Origin of the sequence: Azospirillum sp. A23, assembly GCF_042938965.1 — a bacterium.
GTDB classification, from domain to species: Bacteria; Pseudomonadota; Alphaproteobacteria; order Azospirillales; family Azospirillaceae; genus Azospirillum; species Azospirillum melinis.
In genome coordinates this window covers 339,150-356,895 of sequence record NZ_CP170666.1, presented here as the reverse complement: position 1 = coordinate 356,895, position 17,746 = coordinate 339,150, and the positions used below count along the sequence as shown (strand labels likewise).

Annotated in this window: 19 protein-coding genes; 10 read left to right on the top strand and 9 right to left on the bottom strand. The window is 66.1% G+C overall.

The genetic code is table 11. The features are described from left to right. Window positions 1-228 precede the first annotated feature (228 nt). From ABNQ40_RS10635 to ABNQ40_RS10625, 3 genes are all read left to right on the top strand, one after another. A complete protein-coding gene (locus ABNQ40_RS10635) occupies window positions 229-552 on the top strand; it encodes a hypothetical protein (protein WP_158285547.1) in 324 nt (107 codons plus the stop codon). Window positions 553-662: 110 nt separating this feature from the next. Continuing rightward, complete coding sequence (gene msrP / locus ABNQ40_RS10630; protein ID WP_109048701.1) at window positions 663-1,610, top strand: protein-methionine-sulfoxide reductase catalytic subunit MsrP; 948 nt, start codon at window positions 663-665, stop codon at window positions 1,608-1,610. A gap of 2 nt (window positions 1,611-1,612) precedes the next feature. Next, window positions 1,613-2,371 (top strand): sulfite oxidase heme-binding subunit YedZ, encoded by a 759-nt coding sequence (locus tag ABNQ40_RS10625; RefSeq protein ID WP_109048702.1) that lies wholly within the window; start codon window positions 1,613-1,615, stop codon window positions 2,369-2,371. Here the strand turns inward: ABNQ40_RS10625 and ABNQ40_RS10620 are convergent. Beyond that, complete coding sequence (locus ABNQ40_RS10620) at window positions 2,283-2,960, bottom strand: dienelactone hydrolase family protein (protein ID WP_109048703.1); 678 nt, start codon at window positions 2,958-2,960, stop codon at window positions 2,283-2,285. The genes ABNQ40_RS10625 and ABNQ40_RS10620 overlap by 89 nt on opposite strands. 410 nt (window positions 2,961-3,370) lie before the next feature. Between ABNQ40_RS10620 and ABNQ40_RS10615 the strand changes: the two genes are divergently transcribed. The 6 genes from ABNQ40_RS10615 to ABNQ40_RS10590 all read left to right on the top strand — a co-directional run bounded on the left by ABNQ40_RS10615 (window position 3,371) and on the right by ABNQ40_RS10590 (window position 9,804). Then, window positions 3,371-4,144: an amino acid ABC transporter substrate-binding protein gene (locus ABNQ40_RS10615; RefSeq protein ID WP_109048704.1), complete on the top strand. Its 774-nt coding sequence runs from the start codon at window positions 3,371-3,373 to the stop codon at window positions 4,142-4,144. Window positions 4,145-4,251: 107 nt separating this feature from the next. Next, window positions 4,252-4,932, top strand: a complete 681-nt coding sequence (locus ABNQ40_RS10610) for an amino acid ABC transporter permease (protein ID WP_109048705.1) — start codon at window positions 4,252-4,254, stop codon at window positions 4,930-4,932. Further along, a complete protein-coding gene (locus tag ABNQ40_RS10605) occupies window positions 4,929-5,696 on the top strand; it encodes an amino acid ABC transporter ATP-binding protein (RefSeq protein WP_109048706.1) in 768 nt (255 codons plus the stop codon). Before ABNQ40_RS10610 ends, ABNQ40_RS10605 begins: the two co-directional genes overlap by 4 nt. Before the next feature lie 347 nt (window positions 5,697-6,043). Continuing rightward, window positions 6,044-7,906 carry a right-handed parallel beta-helix repeat-containing protein gene (locus ABNQ40_RS10600; RefSeq protein WP_109048707.1) on the top strand — a complete coding sequence of 621 codons (1,863 nt, stop codon included), beginning with the start codon at window positions 6,044-6,046 and terminating at the stop codon, window positions 7,904-7,906. Between the two features lie 186 nt (window positions 7,907-8,092). Continuing rightward, window positions 8,093-8,512 carry a CopG family transcriptional regulator gene (locus tag ABNQ40_RS10595; protein ID WP_109490801.1) on the top strand — a complete coding sequence of 140 codons (420 nt, stop codon included), beginning with the start codon at window positions 8,093-8,095 and terminating at the stop codon, window positions 8,510-8,512. Between the two features lie 56 nt (window positions 8,513-8,568). Next, window positions 8,569-9,804: a PHB depolymerase family esterase gene (locus ABNQ40_RS10590; RefSeq protein WP_109490802.1), complete on the top strand. Its 1,236-nt coding sequence runs from the start codon at window positions 8,569-8,571 to the stop codon at window positions 9,802-9,804. 52 nt (window positions 9,805-9,856) lie between these two features. On the opposite strand, the gene ABNQ40_RS10585 is transcribed toward ABNQ40_RS10590, so the two are convergent. From ABNQ40_RS10585 to ABNQ40_RS10555, 7 genes are all read right to left on the bottom strand, one after another. Then, complete coding sequence (locus tag ABNQ40_RS10585) at window positions 9,857-10,600, bottom strand: TlyA family RNA methyltransferase (protein WP_109490803.1); 744 nt, start codon at window positions 10,598-10,600, stop codon at window positions 9,857-9,859. Window positions 10,601-10,695: 95 nt separating this feature from the next. Continuing rightward, the gene (locus tag ABNQ40_RS10580) at window positions 10,696-11,670 is read right to left on the bottom strand and encodes a sensor histidine kinase (protein ID WP_247879658.1); all 975 of its coding nucleotides are present in this window, start codon (window positions 11,668-11,670) and stop codon (window positions 10,696-10,698) included. Window positions 11,671-11,912: 242 nt separating this feature from the next. Next, on the bottom strand, window positions 11,913-13,826 hold the full coding sequence (gene dxs, locus ABNQ40_RS10575; RefSeq protein WP_109490804.1) for a 1-deoxy-D-xylulose-5-phosphate synthase: 1,914 nt from the start codon (window positions 13,824-13,826) through the stop codon (window positions 11,913-11,915). A 25-nt stretch (window positions 13,827-13,851) separates the two neighbouring features. Beyond that, the gene (locus tag ABNQ40_RS10570; RefSeq protein ID WP_244592594.1) at window positions 13,852-14,754 is read right to left on the bottom strand and encodes a polyprenyl synthetase family protein; all 903 of its coding nucleotides are present in this window, start codon (window positions 14,752-14,754) and stop codon (window positions 13,852-13,854) included. Window position 14,755: 1 nt separating this feature from the next. Beyond that, on the bottom strand, window positions 14,756-15,034 hold the full coding sequence (locus ABNQ40_RS10565) for an exodeoxyribonuclease VII small subunit (RefSeq protein ID WP_247879659.1): 279 nt from the start codon (window positions 15,032-15,034) through the stop codon (window positions 14,756-14,758). A 174-nt stretch (window positions 15,035-15,208) separates the two neighbouring features. Then, window positions 15,209-16,138, bottom strand: a complete 930-nt coding sequence (locus tag ABNQ40_RS10560) for a histone deacetylase family protein (RefSeq protein WP_109048709.1) — start codon at window positions 16,136-16,138, stop codon at window positions 15,209-15,211. A gap of 205 nt (window positions 16,139-16,343) precedes the next feature. Then, entirely contained in the window at window positions 16,344-16,571 is a 228-nt protein-coding gene (locus tag ABNQ40_RS10555) for a sulfurtransferase TusA family protein (RefSeq protein ID WP_109048710.1), read from the bottom strand. 336 nt (window positions 16,572-16,907) lie between these two features. Here ABNQ40_RS10555 and ABNQ40_RS10550 point away from each other — a divergent pair, with 336 nt between their 5' ends. Then, entirely contained in the window at window positions 16,908-17,297 is a 390-nt protein-coding gene (locus ABNQ40_RS10550; protein WP_109048711.1) for a helix-turn-helix transcriptional regulator, read from the top strand. A 58-nt stretch (window positions 17,298-17,355) separates the two neighbouring features. Here ABNQ40_RS10550 and ABNQ40_RS10545 read toward each other — a convergent pair whose 3' ends face one another. Further along, window positions 17,356-17,733: a DUF423 domain-containing protein gene (locus ABNQ40_RS10545; protein ID WP_109048712.1), complete on the bottom strand. Its 378-nt coding sequence runs from the start codon at window positions 17,731-17,733 to the stop codon at window positions 17,356-17,358. Window positions 17,734-17,746: the final 13 nt, after the last annotated feature.

Sequence of the window (17,746 nt, the reverse complement as noted above, 5' to 3'; positions counted from 1 at the left end):
GCACTCCATCCTCATCCGGAGCGTGACTGCGCAGTCCTACAGCCCCGCACGATGAAGTAAAGGCTATTCGGGTCAACTTGGCCTTTCGTAGGCACTCCGCCTTCCGGCATAAGGACTATGCCTATAACTTAGGATGAAGTGAGCATTTTCTTGACCTTAGCCGGCCTTGACACCGGCTTAACTCAGTTGACCGTCCATAATGCGAAGCTCAGGCTTCGGAACGATTCGATGGCGGACATCGTTATGGATCCAGTCATGGCGGGATATTTCGGCGCCGGCCGCCTTCCGCAGGGCAAGACGACCCGACACATTACAAGCTGGGGCTTGGCGATGAATCTTTGGACGTTTTCCATGCAGGCTTCGATGTGCTGCATGCTCTCTTGGATGCGCGCCTGCCAGCAGGGAGCTGCCCTTGCCCATTCCTTCACCGGAATGCCGCTCCTGCCCCCGCCGCGCCCACCGGCCGACGTGCTGCCCTTTCGCACACGGCGCACGGCGCGTGGCGGCGGTTTCAGCGGTCCGGCCGTGGTGATCCCGCTCGGCCGGCGCTGATCGCGTAGTGCGCAGATCCGTTCACGCAATTGTGTAGACCCTGTGATTTGCCGACGGCCGGCCGCAGCCCTATGGTTAGTGGCAGGAATGGTCCGTTCGGGAGAGGGTCGATGCTGTTCAAGTTTCCCACCGCGTCGCAGGCACGCGAAGATGAGGTGACGCCGCGGGAGCTGTTCCTGTCGCGCCGCAGCCTGATCGCCGGTGGCGCCGCCGCCATGGCGCTGGGCAGCCTGCCGGTGTGGAGCGGAAGCGCGCTGGCAGGCCCCTTCCAGGCGGCGACCACGATCAAGCCGGCCGATCCGAAATTCGATCCGACGACGCCGATGAAGTCGGCCACCACCTACAACAACTTCTATGAGTTCGGCACCGGCAAAAGCGATCCGGCCGAGAATGCCGGCACGCTGAAGACCCGCCCCTGGGAGATCGCCATCGGCGGCGAGGTCGGCAAGCCGATGACCATCGGCATCGAGGATCTGCTGAAGGTCCCGATGGAGGAACGCATCTACCGCCTGCGCTGCGTCGAGGGCTGGTCGATGGTGATTCCCTGGGTCGGCTTCCCGCTGGCGGAACTGCTGAAGCGGGTGGAACCGACCGGCAACGCAAAATATGTCGCCTTCCAGACCCTGAACGACCCAAAACAGATGCCGGGCCTGCGTTCCTGGGTGTTGGACTGGCCCTATACCGAAGGGTTGCGGCTGGACGAGGCGATGCATCCCCTGACCATGTTGGCTGTCGGCATGTATGGCGAGGTGCTGCCCAACCAGAACGGTGCCCCGATCCGGTTGGTGGTTCCTTGGAAGTACGGCTTCAAGTCGATCAAGTCGATCGTCAAGATCTCGCTGGTGAAGGACCAGCCGGCGACCGCCTGGAACAAGTCGCAGCCGCGTGAATATGGTTTCTATTCCAATGTCAATCCGGACGTCGACCATCCGCGCTGGAGCCAGGCGACCGAGCGGCGGGTCGGTGAATTCTCGCGCCGCAAGACCCTGCCCTTCAACGGCTATGGCGAAGAGGTCGCGTCGCTCTATGCCGGCATGGACCTGAAGGCGAATTACTGACCATGGCCGCCCCCCTCGCCTCCGCTGGCGGCGTCGATGTACGCGCCGCCGCGAACGCCGCCCTCACCTCGCGCTGGGCAAAGCCCGTCGTCTTCACCATCGCCCTGGTTCCGCTGGTCTGGACCGTCTGGCTCGCCTACACCGGCGAGCTGGGGGCGGAGCCGGTGCTGGAAAGCGTCAAGGCGAGTGGGCTGTGGGCCTTGCGTTTCCTTTTGATCGCGCTGGCGCTGACACCGCTGCGCATGCTGACGGGGGTGGCCGGGCTGGCGCGATTCCGGCGGATGCTGGGACTGTTCGCCTTCTTCTATGCAGCCGTCCATTTGTCCACCTACGTCGGGTTGGACCAGTTCTTCGACTGGCCGGCGATCTGGAAGGAGATCGTCAAGCGGCCCTACATCACGGTCGGCATGGGGGCCTTCCTGATCCTGACGGCGCTGGCCGCCACCTCCTCCGACGGCATGGTGAAGCGGTTGGGGGGCAAGCGCTGGCGTGCGCTGCACAAGGCCGTCTTCGTCGCCGGGCTGGCCGGCTGCCTGCACTTCATCATGCTGGTGAAGGGCTGGCAGACGGCGCCGCTCGTCTATGCGCTGATCTGTGTCGGGCTGCTCGCCTTCCGCCGCTGGCCGATCCGGCTCGGGCAGCGGAAGGACGGTCGACGGAAGGAAGCCTCGGTCAGAACACGGCCCGCAGCAGCCCCACGGTCCGGCGAAGCGCCAGCACCGCACTTTCCGGATGGAAGCTCCCCCGTTCGTCGCAGTTGAATCCGTGGCCGGCCGGATAGACATGCACCGGCACCCACGGATAGCGGGCCTTGACCCCCTCGGCGACCGACAGCGGGATGGCGTGGTCCTGCTCGCCGAAATGCAGCAGGGTCGGAACCCGCGGGGCGCTGTCCAGCGACTTGCCGATCTCGCCGCCGTAATAGCCGATGGCGGCGCGCACCGGCAGCGCCGCCGCCGATGCCCAGGCGATGCTGCCGCCCCAGCAATAGCCGACGATGGCCGCGGCCCCGTCACCGCCGAGATGGGCCAGCGCCGCAGCGATGTCCTGCAAGGCGTCGGCGGTCGCCACCGCTCCCTTGAGCACGATGCCCCGCTGAATGCCGGCATCGTCATAAGGCAGCTCGACCCCGCGCTCGGCCCGGTCGAACAGGTCGGGCGCCACGGTGGTGAAGCCCTGCTGGGCGAAGCCGTCGCAGACGCTGCGGATGTGATGGTTGATGCCGAAGATTTCCGGAGCCACGATCAGGCGCCCGATCTCCTCGCCCTTGGCCGGCGCGCGATAGGCGCGCATCCGGTGGCCGTCCGCCGCCGTCAGTTCGATCCAGCCGGCAGCCGTTGCGTCACTCATGTCCTGACCCCTCATCTTGGGAGACCGTCCAGGCGGTCATTGCCGATGATCATAAGGGGATGAAGCGTCAGGGCAACTGGAGACAGGGCAGCGTGTGACCCAATGGTCATATCCGCCACCCCGTTCGCGTTACCGCTCCGAAGACAGTCGGGCGGCGCCTTCCCCGATGCCAGTTCAGGAACCATGGCAGAGGGCATGCATCGTTCGGCGCTCATTTCCCTCCGGAACCCGAACGCGGTACGCAGTATGTACAGTTGTTATGCGCTAAATATATATGATATACTCTTGTTAGAGAGTATTCATTCATGTAGCGTGACCCGAGCCGTCCAACGCCGGAACAAGCGTCGGCCGCAACGTGCCGAAGGCGGCGAACCAACCCAACCCATTCAAGAAACACCGGGCATCAACCGATGAAATGGCTGAAATCGCTTCTCGTCGCCGGCCTTATGCAGGTCGCCGCCGTCGCCGCCGCCCACGCTCAGGCCGACCTTGACCGCATCAAGGCCGACGGCGTGCTGAAGATCGGCACGGAGGGCACCTATGCTCCCTTCACCTACCACGACGCCTCGGGCGCACTCGTCGGCTTCGATGTGGAGATCGGGCGCGAGATCGCCAAGCGCATCGGCGTGAAGGCTGAGTTCCTGGAAGGCAAGTGGGATGGGCTGATCGCCGGCCTGGACGCACGCCGCTATGACGCCGTCATCAATCAGGTCGGCATCACCGAGGCACGCAAGGCCAAGTACGACTTCTCCGACCCCTACATCACCAGCCGCGCCGTGCTGATCGTGAAGGGCGACAACAGCGCGATCAAAAGTTTCGCCGACCTCAAGGGCAAGAAGTCGGCCCAGTCGCTGACCAGCAACTTCGGCAAGCTGGCCGAGGCATCCGGTGCACAGCTGGTCGGCACCGACGGTTTCGACCAGTCGATCCAGCTGGTGCTGAACGGCCGGGCCGATGCGACGGTCAACGACAGCCTGTCCTTCCTGGATTTCAAGAAGCACAAGCCCGACGCCAACGTGAAGATCGCCGCGACCCAGGACAATGCCGACCAGTCAGGCATAATCGTCCGCAAGGGCGAGGCCAAGCTGGTCTCCGCCATCAACGAGGCGCTGACCGCCATGAAGGCCGACGGCACCTATGGGACGATTTCGCAGAAGTATTTCGGCGCCGACGTTTCCAAGTGACGTTTTCAGACTAGTTTCCCGTCTCACGTTAACGCCCGCCACAATGCCCCCAGCCCCATCCGGGCCGGGGGCATTGTCGTTCCATCTTCACGAGAGGCACCTTCCCCGTGCTGCACTGGCTTACCCTGATGGCGGACTCGCTTCCGTCGCTGCTGTGGGCGGCGCTGGTCTTCACCGTTCCGCTGACGCTGGCCTCCTTCGCGCTCGGCCTGGTCGTCGGCCTGGTGGCCGCGGTGGTCCGGCTGTTCGGGCCGGCTCCGCTGGCCGCCATCGTCCGCTTCTATGTCTGGATCATCCGCGGCACGCCGCTGCTGGTGCAGCTTTTCCTGATCTTCTACGGCCTGCCCAGCGCCGGCATCGTGCTGGACGCCTTCCCGGCCGCCCTGATCGGCTTCACGCTGAATGTCGGCGCCTACACCTCGGAGATCATCCGCGCCGTCATCGGCTCGGTGCCGAAGGGCCAGTGGGAGGCCGCCTATTCCATCGGCATGAGCTGGTCGCAGGCGATGCGCCGCACAATCCTGCCGCAGGCCGCCCGCGTCGCCGTGCCGCCGCTGTCCAACAGTTTCATCTCGCTGGTGAAGGACACCTCGCTCGCCGCCGCCATCACCGTGCCGGAGCTGTTCCAGGCCGCCCAGCGCATCGTCGCCACCAGCTACGAACCGCTGATCCTGTATGTGGAGGCGGCGCTGATCTATCTCGCGCTCAGTTCCGTCCTGTCGGCGTTGCAGGTCCGGCTGGAACGGCGGCTCAACCAGTATGGCGGTTTCCTGGAGGCCAAGTCGTGATCCGGCTGTCGAACATCGAAAAGCGCTTCGGCGACCTCACCGTGCTGAAGGGCGTGTCGGTCACCGTGGCCGAAGGCCGTGTCACCGCCCTGATCGGTCCGTCCGGCGGTGGCAAGAGCACGCTGCTCCGCTGCATCAACCTGCTGGAAATCCCGACCTCCGGCACCGTGCGCATCGGCGAGGAGGAGCTGTCCTTCCAGCCCGGCGGCAAGCCCGGATGGAAGGACATCCAGCGGCTGCGCGGCCAGACCGGCATGGTGTTCCAGAACTTCCAGCTTTTCCCGCACCGCACCGCGGTCGAGAATGTGATGGAAGGGCTGGTGACCGTGCAGAAATGGCCGGCGGAGAAGGCGCGCGACCGTGCCATGGCTCTGCTGCGCAAGGTCGGCATGGACCACAAGGCCGATGCCTGGCCTGCGACCCTGTCGGGTGGGCAGCAGCAGCGTGTCGCCATCGCCCGCGCGCTTGCTCCGTCGCCGCGCGTCCTGCTGTGCGACGAGCCCACCTCGGCCCTCGATCCCGAACTGTCGGGCGAAGTGGTGGAGGTGCTCGGTACCTTGGCGGCCGAGGGCACCACCATGGTGATGGCGACCCACGATCTGCGTCTCGCATCGCGCATCGCGCATGAGGTGGTGTTCCTCGACGCCGGACAGGTGGTGGAATCCGGACCGTCGCAAACGCTGTTCACCCATCCAACCCGTGAACGCACCCAGCGCTTCATCGCCACCTTGACCCAGCAGGGACAGCAGGGGGAAGGCGTTTAAGGGACGTCACCGGGGGTCCAGTGGAACCGGCGGCAAGCAGCATTCGACAGAGGAAAGCTGCCTCGCCGGCCTCCGCCGGATCATCTTTTCAAGCAATCTGGCAGACAGCCGTTATTCAAGGCACATTGTTGCTCAGAGAAATGATGGCATTCCACCGTCTGCGGTGGCACCACATACTGAATGAAGACAGGTTTATGCGTATTATACCCAAAGATACTTTATCTTTGGTCGCAGGATTGTAACGGATTTTACCCCTTATTCGTCCATTCCATGGAAAATGCCTCACTATTGCCCCAGCCGACTTGACCATCTTGGCGCCGCATCAAAACCGCTAAGGATACGGACCAATGGCCACGACCTCCGGGAACTCGACCATCACGGTGAGCGCGAAGGGCACCCTCGACGCGCATTTCAACCTGCTGGTCGACGGCAAGAAGATCGGTGAGGGCACCACGGATGCCACGGCCAAGGATTTCGTCTTCAAGACGGACATCGTCGAGGGCCAGGGCCACAAGGTGCAGGTCCAGTACGACAATGATGGTATCTTTCACGGGACCGACCGCAACCTGATCGTCAACGAGATCACGATCAACGGCAAGTCGGTCCTGCCGACCGACGACCATGTTACCTATGACAAGGGTGCCCTGGACGGCCACGACGTCGCCGACGGTCAGGCCGGCATGTGGTGGAACGGCACACTGGTCGTCGATGCCGACAAGAGCTATTTCCCCACCTCCAGCGTGACGCCCCCCACCATCCCACCGGTCAGCGAAGCGCCGTCGAACGACCCGACGCCGTCCACGCCGGCGCCGACCGTCCCGAAGCCGACCGATCCGGGATTCTATGTTGCCACCAACGGCAACGACAGCTGGTCGGGCAAGCTTGCGGCTCCGAATGCCGACGGGACCGACGGCCCCTTCGCCTCGCTGCAAAAGGCGCAAGCCGCGATGCGCGCCGACCCCAACATCGACACCACCTATATCCGCGGCGGCGACTATCACCAGAACGGGATGTGGCTGGACGGCCAGGATTCCGGTGTGACCTTCACCGGCTACGGCAGCGAGAAGGCGGTGATCCACGGCGGCTCCAACGCCAGCGTGTCCTTCGGCCTCGGCGGCGCCAAGAACGTCACCATCGAAGGCCTGACCTTCGCCGATGGCGTGGTGGGCGGCCACTATGTCTTCGCCGACAATGCGTCCGGCCTGACCTTCGCCAACAATGCGGTCAAGGGCGGCGGTTACGGCATCACTGTGCAGAACAGCGCCGACAGCAAGGTCATCGGCAACCAGTTCGACAGCACCGGCGCGGAGGCCATCTTCGTCAAGGCCGGCTCCAACGCCACGGTCGTCTCCGACAACCACATCACCCACCCGAACGCTGCCGACCGCGGTGACGCCGGCATCTGGATCAACGGCAGCTCCGACGTGCAGGTCACCCACAATCTCGTCGAGGATTCGCCGGAGAAGGCCATCGCCGTCGGCTCGGTCCAGACGGACGGCAGCGATGCCACCCACCGGGTCACCATCGCCAACAACAAGGTGGTCGACGCCAATCTGGAGTCCAACGACGGCGGCGGCATCTATCTGATCAACCGCCAGCAGGATCTGACCGACCATACCGTGGTCAACAACGAGGTGACCGGCACCACCGCGACCAACCCGTCGGGCGACGTCGCCAGCTGGGGCATCTATCTGGACGACTGGACCAGCGGCGCCACGGTGAAGGGCAACATCGTCCACGGCAACATCGGGGGCGTGTTCCTGCATGGCGGCTGGGACAACAAGGTCACCGAGAACGTGATCGCCGACAACAGCGGCGCCCAGATCGGCCTTCAGCAGCCGGTCGCCTGGAGCGGCTGGCAGGGCCATCAGATGAGCGGCAACGACATCTCCGGCAACGTCGTCGATGTCCGTGACGGCACGGCCGTCCATATCTACGGCCCGGCCAATGTCGGCAACATCCACAACAACTTCTACAGCAACCTCGACGCCTCCAAGGATATGTTCGATGTGTGGCCGCAGGTGATGTCGGGCGGCGGCAAGGGCGATCTGGCGGAATGGAAGGCCGCCGGCTACGACAGCGGTTCGGTGCAGTTGGACCCGAGCTTCGTCAATCCGGGTGCGCACGATTTCAGCTTGGCATCGGACTCCGCGGTGTACGGGTTGGGCTTCGACCACATCCCTACCCATGACATCGGGCTGCTCGGCTGATTGCAGCCGGTCGCTTCCGAGCATAACGATCCGATCAAGCGCGGTCCTTCAGGACCGCGCTTTTTTATTGCCGCCTTTGTGGCTGACACCGGGCAGCAGTCTGCCGAATTGGCGGGCGCGCTCTTGAATGAGTCACGAGCGCCATCTATATACCATCCACACGGATGGTTTATGGATGGCAAAGCGATGGCCGAGACTGAACAGAGCTTGAAATCGAAAACCGGCGACAGCGAGAAGATCACGATCAATCTCGGCTATGTCGACCTTGGCCACATCGACCTGCTGGTCGAGGAAGGGTTCTATTCCAACCGCACCGACTTCATCCGCACCGCCATCCGCAATCAGGTCGACCGGCACGCCGACGTCGTCCGGCAGACGGTGGCACGCAAAAGCGTCGATCTCGGCCTGCGCCACTTCACCCGGGCGGATCTCGAAGCGGCTCAGGCAGCGGGACAGATGCTGGATATCCGTGTCCTCGGCCTCGCCACCATCGCCCAGGACGTGACCCCCGAGCTGGCCCGTGCCGCCATCGCTTCGCTGAGCGTGCTGGGCGCGCTGCATGCGCCGACCGCGGTCAAGGCGGCCCTCGCCGACCGCATCCGCTGAAAGTCTTTCGGCGCGGGCCACCGCCTGCGCCCGATGCGAACCAGGAAAGTATGGACATGCGCCACACCACACTACCCGGCATGCTTCCCGGCATGGCCGAAGCTGCCCGCCTGACACGGGCCGGCAAGCTCGGCGAGGCGACGACCCTCCTCCAGCGCTTGCTGCGGGGGGACGGCAAGGGCGAGCCGGCGCCGGCACCGGACACAACCGCACCTGGGGCCACCCTGGAGGGGGAGTTCGTAAGGCTCGACCCCACGCCTTCGGCGAAGGACGCCGGCCCGCAGCCCGCCAACGACAGTGGGGGGCAGAGGTCCAGAGCCAAGCCGCGCACCGGACTGGGCGAGACCCTGCGCGGCCTCGCCGCACGCTTCACTCCGAACGGTCTTCATGGCGGCACCCCGCGACCGGCCCCCGCCCCATTGCCTGACGGAGCGTCCTTCGCAACGCTCTCGTACAGCGGGCCGGCCGGAACACGGGCCTACAAGCTCTATGTGCCAGCCGCGGCAGACGACCGACCGCGCCCGCTGGTGGTGATGCTGCACGGTTGCACCCAGTCGCCCGACGATTTCGCCTCCGGAACCCGGATGAACGCTTTCGCCGAGCGGCACGGCATCCTCGTCGCCTACCCTGAACAGCCGGCTTCGGCCAACGCACAGCGCTGCTGGAACTGGTTCAAACCGGAAGACCAGCGGCGCGACCAGGGCGAACCTTCGCTGCTTGCCGGCATCACGCGACAGATCATGCGTGACCATCGGGTCGATCCGGAACGAGTCTACATCGCCGGACTGTCAGCCGGCGGTGCGGCGGCAGCGAATATGGCGGCGGCTTATCCGGATCTCTACGCCGCGGTCGGCGTGCATTCCGGCTTGCCGGCCGGCGCCGCGCAGGACCTACCATCCGCCCTCGCCGCGATGCGCCAGGGTGGCAGCCGAAGCCCGCGGGCGGCGATTCGGGGCAACCGCAGGGTACCCACCATCGTCTTTCACGGCGACCGCGACCATGTCGTCCATCCCAGCAACGGCGACGGCGTTATCGCACAGGCCACCACCGGCTCCAATCTGCGGCCGGAGGTGCAGCAGGGTCAAAGCCCGGGCGGCCACGCCTACAACCGCAACATCCTCCGCGATCCCGATGGGCGGACCTTGTGCGAGCACTGGACGATCCACGGCGCCGGGCACGCCTGGGCCGGCGGCAGTCCATCTGGCTCCTACACCGACCCGCAAGGTCCGGACGCGACGGCGGAAATGCTGCGCTTCTTCCTGGACCATCAGCTGGAGACCTCCCCGCGCTGAACGGGGCCGCGACCGAAAGACCCGCCGACGCGACAGAGCTTGGCAAGCGGAATCAGCCCCGGTCCTTCACCGCGCCGATCAGGAACTCCTTGTTCCCTTCCGGCCCGGTGATCGGGCTTTCGGTGATGTCCAGCACCCGCCAGCCCGGCAGCGAGTCCAGCCAACCGCGGATGCGGTCGCAAACCTCCTGGTGCAGTTCGGGTTCGCGCACGACGCCGCCCTTGCCGACACGCCCCTTGCCGACCTCGAACTGCGGCTTGATCAGGGCGACCAGCCGGCCGCCCGGCACCACCAGATCGAGCGCAGCCGGCAGCACGATCTCCAGCCCGATGAAGCTGGCGTCGCACACCACGAGGTCGATGGGGTCGGGGATTTCGGCGGCGGTCAGGTGGCGGGCGTTGGTCTTTTCCAGAACCGCCACGCGCGGGTCGGTGCGCAGTTTCCAGGCCAACTGGCCGTGGCCGACATCGACGGCATAGACCTTGGCGGCATCGCGGGTCAGCAGCACATCGGTGAAGCCGCCGGTGGAGGCGCCGACATCGACCGCGGTCAGGCCGGTGGGGTCGATGGCGAAGACATCCAGCCCCTTCACCAGCTTCAACCCACCGCGCGACACCCAGGGATGGTCCTGCCCCTTGACCGCAAGCGGGGCCTCCGCCGCGATCTGGTCGCCGGCCTTGTCGATGCGCCTGGTGTCGGAATAGACCAGCCCGGCCAGGATCAGCGCCTGCGCCTTGGCTCGGCTCTCCGCCAGCCCACGCTCCACCAGCGCCACATCAACCCTTACCCGTGCCATGCCGCCGCCCTTCGCAATCCCGCAATGGCGCATTCCTGACGCGGAACGGCCGGAAGGGCAAGCCCCGCTTCCTGGGAGCGAACGTCAGGCAAGGATCAGGCGGGCGGGAACTCCACCGCCACACGGGTGCCGTAGGGGCTGCTGTCCGCCGTCAGTTTCCCGCGCAGCTGGCCGACAAAGGCACGCACCACCTTCAACCCCAGCGTGGTCGCGCGGGACAGGTCGAGGCCGGGCGGCAGGCCGGCGCCGCGGTCGACCACCTCCAGCCGGATGCTGCCCCCTTCGCTGCGGCCAAGCCGCACGTCGATGGCCCCAGGCGTGCCGGAGGGAAAGGCATGGCGCGCCGCGTTGCTGACAAGCTCGCTGACGATCAGGCTGAAGGGAATGACCGCCTCGGTCGGCATTTCGGTGGAGTCGGCGGTGACCTGAACGCGGTGGGCACCGGGCAGCGTCGCCTCAAGCTCCTGGCACAGCTCGCGCAGATGGACCGCCATGTCGAGGGTGCCGGCGCGCAGGGAGCCGTGGGTGCGCTGATGGGCCTGGGTCACGATACCGACGCGGCCGCCGGCGCTCTGCAAGGCCCGCCGCACCTCCGGATCCTTGCTCGACAACGTCTGAAGTGTCAGCAGGCTGGAGACCAGTTGCAAGGTGTTCTTCAGGCGGTGGCTGACGTCGCGTAGGCGGCGGTCGTGCTCGGCCACCGACTCCGGCGTCTCCTCCGCTGTGACGATCAGGGCGCGGACGACGCCGTTGACGCCCAGCATCGGGGTGACGCGGACATCCCAGAATCGTTCCCCCTCAGTCGAGCGGTCGCCGGCGGCGCGGTTGCGCTGGGGCTGTGCGGTCCGCCGCGCCTCGGCGAGCAGCGAGGCCGCCAGGGCCGGGAAGCGCTCCGTCAGGCCGGTCCCCGCAACAACCCCCAGCGCCCGGAACGCGGCGTTGGCGAAGACACAGTGATCAGCATCCCCCTCCACCAGTGCGGTGGGCGTCGGCGTCTGATCCAGCAGACAACGCAGCATCGCAGGATCATCGATGCCGGCACCGCCGGCCGCAACATCGGTGCCGACCACCCGTCCTGGTCCCGGATCGGTGCCAAACTCCGCGTTACGGAATGCCGTGACCGCCATGATATGCGCCATCGCCCCTGACCCCGTAGCCATCCTGCCGCTGGCTTTTCCCTCCGGTGTCGGTGGGCTACCATTTCAGCCTGGACAGTGTAAGGCGTGGCTCGCGCTCCGCACCAGTCCAACAACCCGAAACCTTGCTAGACAAATGGCATTACGACGTTCGGAAGGCGTACTGCCATTGAGGGTCAGGCTCGGGCGGCGGCGCTCTCGATCCCCAACGCCTGGAGCGCGGTGTGGACGATGTGCTGGGCGCTCAGGCCAGCCGCCTCATACTGCTTGGCCGGCGAGTCATGGTCGAGATAGGTGTCCGGCAGAACCATCGGCCGGATTTTCAGCCCGCCGTCGAGCAGCCCGGCCGTCGCCAGGAAGTGCAGAACGAAGCTGCTGAAGCCGCCGACCGATCCTTCCTCGATGGTGATCAGCACCTCATGATCGAGCGCAAGGCGGCGGACCAGATCCTCGTCCAGCGGCTTGGCGAAGCGGGCGTCGGCCAGCGTCGTCGACAGTCCGCGCGCCGCCAGCTCCGCCGCCGCGCGCCGGGCCTCGCCCAGCCGGGTGCCGTAGCTGAGGATGGCGATCTTGGTGCCTTCCTGAAGAATGCGGCCCTTGCCGATGGGCAGGATGCTGCCGCGGTCGGGCAGTTCCAGCCCCACACCCTCGCCGCGCGGATAGCGCAGAGCCGAGGCGCGGTCGTCGATGGCGGCCTGGGTCGCCACCATGTGCATCAGCTCCAACTCGTCCGCCGCCGCCATCAGGACGATGTCGGGCAGACAGCCGAGATAGGCGGTGTCGAACGACCCGGCATGGGTCGCCCCGTCCGCGCCCACCAGACCGGCGCGGTCCAGCGCGAAGCGCACCGGCAGATGCTGAAGCACCACGTCATGGATGACCTGATCGTAGGCGCGCTGGAGGAAGGTGGAATAGATGGCGCAGAAGGGCTTGAACCCCTCCGTCGCCATGCCGGCGGCGAAGGTCACCGCATGCTGTTCGGCAATGCCGACGTCGAAGCAGCGGTCGGGGAAGCGCTCCCCGAACAGGTCCAGCCCGGTGCCCGACGGCATGGCGGCGGTGATGCCGACGATGGTCGGGTCGACGGCCGCCTCGGCGATCAGACTCTGGGCGAAGACGCGGGTGAAGGTCGGGGCGTTGGACTTCGGCTTGGACTGGGCGCCGGTCACCACATCGAACTTGGCGACGGCGTGCAGCTTGTCGGCCGACTCCTCCGCCGGGCCGTAGCCCTTGCCCTTCTTGGTGACGACGTGAATCAGCACCGGCTTGTCGTCGTCGGCGTCGCGGACGTTCTGAAGCACCGGCAGCAGATGGTCCAGATTGTGCCCGTCGATGGGGCCGATGTAGTAGAAGCCCAGCTCTTCGAACAGGGTGCCGCCGGTGACCATGCCGCGGGCATATTCCTCCGCCCGGCGGGCGGCATTGCGCAGCGGGCGCGGCAGCTGGTCGGCGATCTCCTTCGCCAGATGGCGCAGGGACAGATAGGGCTTGGACGAGATCAGCCGCGACAGATAGGCGCTCATCGCACCGACCGGCGGGGCGATGGACATGTCGTTGTCGTTGAGGATGACGATCAGACGCGACTTGGTCGAGGCTGCGTTGTTCATCGCCTCGTACGCCATGCCGGCGCTCATCGAGCCGTCGCCGATCACCGCGATGACGTTGCGCTGCTCGCCCTTGATCTTGCTGGCGACCGCCATGCCGAGGCCGGCGGAGATGGAGGTCGAGCTGTGGCCGGCACCGAACGGATCGTATTCGCTCTCCGACCGCTTGGTGAAGCCGCTCAGGCCGCCGCCCATACGGAGCGTGCGGATGCGGTCGCGGCGCCCGGTCAGGATCTTGTGCGGATAGCACTGGTGCCCGACGTCCCAGATCAGCCGGTCGTAGGGCGTGTCGAAGACGTAATGCAGCGCCACCGTCAGCTCGACCACACCCAGACCGGCGCCGAGATGGCCGCCGGTCACCGAAACGGCATCCACCGTCTCGGTGCGCAACTCGTCTGCGAACTGGCGGAGCTGCTCGGGCTTGAGGGCCCGCAGCTTGGCTGGCGTCGGACAAAGGTCGAGCAGCGGGGTCTTGGTGGCGGTCACGTCGTGATGGTCCTCAAAGCTCTGGTCAGGCGCGGCGCGCGACAACGAAGTCGGCGACGGCCTTCAACATATCGGCACGCCCATCGAAAATGTCCAAGTGCTGCGAAGCCTGATCGGCAAGCATTTCCGCCTGGGCCCGGGCACGGTCGCGGCCGAGGATCGACACGAAGGTCGCCTTGCCCGCCTGGGCGTCGCGGCCGACGGTCTTGCCGGTCTCCTCCGCCGTGCCTTCCACGTCCAGCAGATCGTCGACGATCTGGAAGGCGAGGCCGAGATCGTGGGCATAGGCGCGCAAGGCGGTGCGCTGCGGCGGGTTCGCCTTGCCCAGGATGCCGCCGGCCTCGCAGGAGAAGGCGATCATCTCGCCGGTCTTCATTCGCTGCAGCCGGGTGGTGGTCCCCAGGTCGAACGTCTCATGCTCCGCGATCAGGTCCAGCATCTGACCGCCGACCATGCCGTGGCCGCCGGCCGCTTTGGCCAGCGCCGTCACCAGCTGGCAACGGATGTTGGGGTCCTCGTGCGTCGCCGGATCGGCCAGCACCTCGAAAGCGAGCGTCAGCAACCCGTCGCCGGCCAGGATGGCGGTCGCCTCGTCGAACTGGCGGTGGCAGGTCGGCCGGCCGCGCCGCAGCTCGCCGTCGTCCATCGCCGGCAGGTCGTCGTGGACCAGCGAATAGCTGTGGACCATCTCCACCGCCGCAGCGGCGCGGATGGCGCAGTCCGGGTTCACCCCGAACAGGGCGGAGGACTGCATCACCAGGAAGGGGCGCAGACGCTTGCCGCCGTTCAGGCAGCCATAGCGCATGGCGTCGAACACGCGCGCCTCGGCCAGGTCGGTGGTCGGCAGCAGGGCGCCGATCTTCATCTCGACGGCCTGGGCGATCTCCGCCATGGCGGACTTCAAATCGGATTGGGAAATGGTCTGCACGTCAGTCGATCCGGGCGGGTTCGGTGCCGAGGGAGCCGTCGGCGCTTACGGTGATACGGTCGATCTTGGCCTGCGCCTCGCGCAGCTTCATCTCGCAATGGCGCTTCAGCGCCGTGCCCCGCTCGTAGGAGGAGATGGCATCGTCGAGCTTGCCGCGGCCTTCCTCAAGCTGGCGGACGATCCGCTCCAGTTCGGCGAGTGCATCCTCGAAACTGAGGGCGGCGATGTCGGGCGGAATGGGAACAGAGGCGGCGGAAGGGGGCATGTCGGACAGAACCATCGATGGAACCTCAAGCCCGCGAAGGTATGCCCCGCCCTCGTCCGGCGCAAGGCCCGAGGCACTCCCGTACCCCGGCCCTTGCGGACTATGTTCGGCCGCTGGGCGGCCTATGCGTTCGGGCGGAACTACCCCTTTCGGGAGACGAAGGCCGCCGTCCCGCGGGGAAGGCTCCGGTCAGCAGTACATCAGTTCCCGCACATGGGCCGCACTTGCCGAGGCCAGGGCGCGAAGGTTGTATCCACCCTCCAGCACCGAGACGATGCGCGCGCCGCAATGGGTGCGGGCCAGTTCGCCCAGCTTGCGCGTGGCCCAGACGAAATCGTCGTCGATCAGGTGCAGGCCGGCCAGCGGATCGCGCGAATGGGCGTCGAACCCGGCCGAAATGATCAGCAGGTCCGGCTTGAAATGGTCGATGGCCGGCAGGATGACGTGCGTCATCGCGTGGCGGAACTCGGGCGATCCCGCCATGGCCGGCAGCGGCGCGTTGACGCAGTTGCCGTACTCGCCCTTCTCACCGGCATCGCCGGTGCCGGGATAAAGCGGCGACTGGTGGGTCGAGCAATAGAGCATGTCGGGGTCGAACTGCAGGATGTCCTGCGTGCCGTTGCCGTGATGGACGTCGAAATCCATCACCGCCACCCGCTGCAACCCATGGGCGGCGCGGGCATGGAAGGCGCCGACGGCGGCGTTGTTGAACAGGCAGAAGCCCATCGCCTTTTCCCGCTCCGCATGGTGGCCGGGCGGGCGGACGGCGCAGAAGGCGTTGCGCGACTGGCCGGTCGCCACCGCATCGACCGCGGCGCAGACGGCCCCGGCCGCGCGCAGCGCCGCCTCCCCCGATCCGGGCGAGACGACCGTGTCGGCATCGACGCCCGCATGCTCCACATCGGGGATCAGGGACAGCACGCGGTCGATGTGCGACTGCGGATGCGCCCGCAGAAGCTGTTCAACCGTGGCGCGCGGCGCCTCCTGCCGTTCCAGCATGTGGAACTCTTCCGTCTCCAGTGCGGCGAGCACGGCGCGCAGGCGGTCGGAGCATTCGGGATGACCGAGACCCGTGTCGTGCTCCAGGCACGCCGGGTGGGTGAACAGGGTGGTGAACATCGATTTTTCGGTCGTTATCGTTGATTTTCGGGCGGCAAAGGCGGCGTTTCCGAAAACCATTCTTCCCGCATCGCTAATGAAAGTACAGGCTGAATCCAGGACGATTCGTCACAGCCCACTTTCGGGAGCGGCGGCAATCCGTGACACGGCACGATTGGGGTACGAACGGATGCGATGCCGGTGGCGCAGCGACCGGCCGTTCGGGTCAGGCCGCCCGCTCGATGACGAAACGCAGGACACCCTCCTCCTCCACGACCGACAGCAGGCGGTTGCCTGTCGCCTCGCAGAAGGCGGGAAAATCCTTGCGGGCACCGGGATCGGTCGCCTCCACCGTCAGAGTATCGCCGATGGCGATGGCCTTGATCGCCTTGCGGGCGCGCAGGACAGGGAGCGGGCACTGCAAGCCCTTGGTATTCAACGGATGGTCGGTCATGGCGAAAATGCTACCCGACTCGCCATGCGCTGTCACGATGCATGGTGGGAGGGCCGCAACGCCCAATGCGGTTGATTATCGATCACAACCGGTGGCTGATACAGCCCCATCGGCTTTGCTTCGCGATGCGAGAAAAAGCCGGAGCACAGTGAGGATCGCGACGCTCAAGCCTACGGTGGCACCAAGCAGCGGCATGTTCCGCATGCTGGATTCCCACAGGTGGACAAATCCCGCGAGGTACGAATATACTAGGATACGAGCATTTTTCTTTGCCAAGCCGCGCAACGACGGCTCGGGCGCGAAACGAATCGGAACGGACAGGGCGACGGTAAAGCGATGAAGATCGAGGATTTGCAGGCCAACGCCCGCCGGGCGAGTGCGCTGTTGAAGGCAATGTGCAACGAGCGGCGCCTGCTCATCCTGTGCCATTTGAGCCAGGGCGAACGGTCGGTGGGCGAACTGGAGGATCTGGTCGGCCTCAGCCAGTCGGCGCTGTCCCAGCATCTGGCCCGCCTGCGCAACGACAATCTGGTCCGCACGCGGCGCAGCGCCCAGAATATCTACTATTCGTTGAACGGACATGAGGCGCAGACCATCATGACCACGTTGCACGGCCTCTACTGCACGCAGGCCGCCGAGGAGATCGCCGAAAGCTCGGATGAGGAGGAGCGCAACATCGACCAGACCACCGACCGTTCCGACCTGCGCGCCGCCGCAGCCGGCTGACCGCCCGAGACCGAACGGGCGCCGCCGATCGAGCGCCCTTGATTGTAAGCTGCGGGCCTCAGCCGCGCGTCCGCAGCGCCGCGGCCGCCAATGCCACCCAGCCCAGCATGAGGCACCATCCACCGGCCGGGGCCGTCATCGGCACCGGCAGCGGCCCGACCGTCGCCAGCGCATAGAGCGTGCCGCAGAACAGCAGGATCCCGGCGACGAACAGCCAGCCGGCGATCCGCAGGGTCAGACCTCCTATCCGCCCACCCAGCGCCACCAGCAGGACGAGCGCCAGCGCATGGGCCATTTGGTACTGCCCGGCGATGCGGACCCATTCCTGGGCCTGCGGCTGGGCGGCCAACGCGTGGCTGGCATAGGCGCCGGTGCCGACCGCCACGGCGCCATTCAGAGCGGCGAAGACGATCCAGATGCGGTCGATCAGTCCCAAGGGGCGTCCTTCC

Bases quoted from the DNA above. Each gene is read 5' to 3' on its own strand.
- ABNQ40_RS10635 (WP_158285547.1), top strand. From the start codon at position 229: ATGGCGGACATCGTTATGGATCCAGTCATGGCGGGATATTTCGGCGCC.
- msrP (WP_109048701.1), top strand. From the start codon at position 663: ATGCTGTTCAAGTTTCCCACCGCGTCGCAGGCACGCGAAGATGAGGTG.
- ABNQ40_RS10625 (WP_109048702.1), top strand. From the start codon at position 1,613: ATGGCCGCCCCCCTCGCCTCCGCTGGCGGCGTCGATGTACGCGCCGCC.
- ABNQ40_RS10620 (WP_109048703.1), bottom strand. From the start codon at position 2,960: ATGAGTGACGCAACGGCTGCCGGCTGGATCGAACTGACGGCGGCGGAC.
- ABNQ40_RS10615 (WP_109048704.1), top strand. From the start codon at position 3,371: ATGAAATGGCTGAAATCGCTTCTCGTCGCCGGCCTTATGCAGGTCGCC.
- ABNQ40_RS10600 (WP_109048707.1), top strand. From the start codon at position 6,044: ATGGCCACGACCTCCGGGAACTCGACCATCACGGTGAGCGCGAAGGGC.
- ABNQ40_RS10595 (WP_109490801.1), top strand. From the start codon at position 8,093: ATGGCCGAGACTGAACAGAGCTTGAAATCGAAAACCGGCGACAGCGAG.
- ABNQ40_RS10590 (WP_109490802.1), top strand. From the start codon at position 8,569: ATGCGCCACACCACACTACCCGGCATGCTTCCCGGCATGGCCGAAGCT.
- ABNQ40_RS10585 (WP_109490803.1), bottom strand. From the start codon at position 10,600: ATGGCACGGGTAAGGGTTGATGTGGCGCTGGTGGAGCGTGGGCTGGCG.
- ABNQ40_RS10565 (WP_247879659.1), bottom strand. From the start codon at position 15,034: ATGGTTCTGTCCGACATGCCCCCTTCCGCCGCCTCTGTTCCCATTCCG.
- ABNQ40_RS10560 (WP_109048709.1), bottom strand. From the start codon at position 16,138: ATGTTCACCACCCTGTTCACCCACCCGGCGTGCCTGGAGCACGACACG.
- ABNQ40_RS10555 (WP_109048710.1), bottom strand. From the start codon at position 16,571: ATGACCGACCATCCGTTGAATACCAAGGGCTTGCAGTGCCCGCTCCCT.
- ABNQ40_RS10550 (WP_109048711.1), top strand. From the start codon at position 16,908: ATGAAGATCGAGGATTTGCAGGCCAACGCCCGCCGGGCGAGTGCGCTG.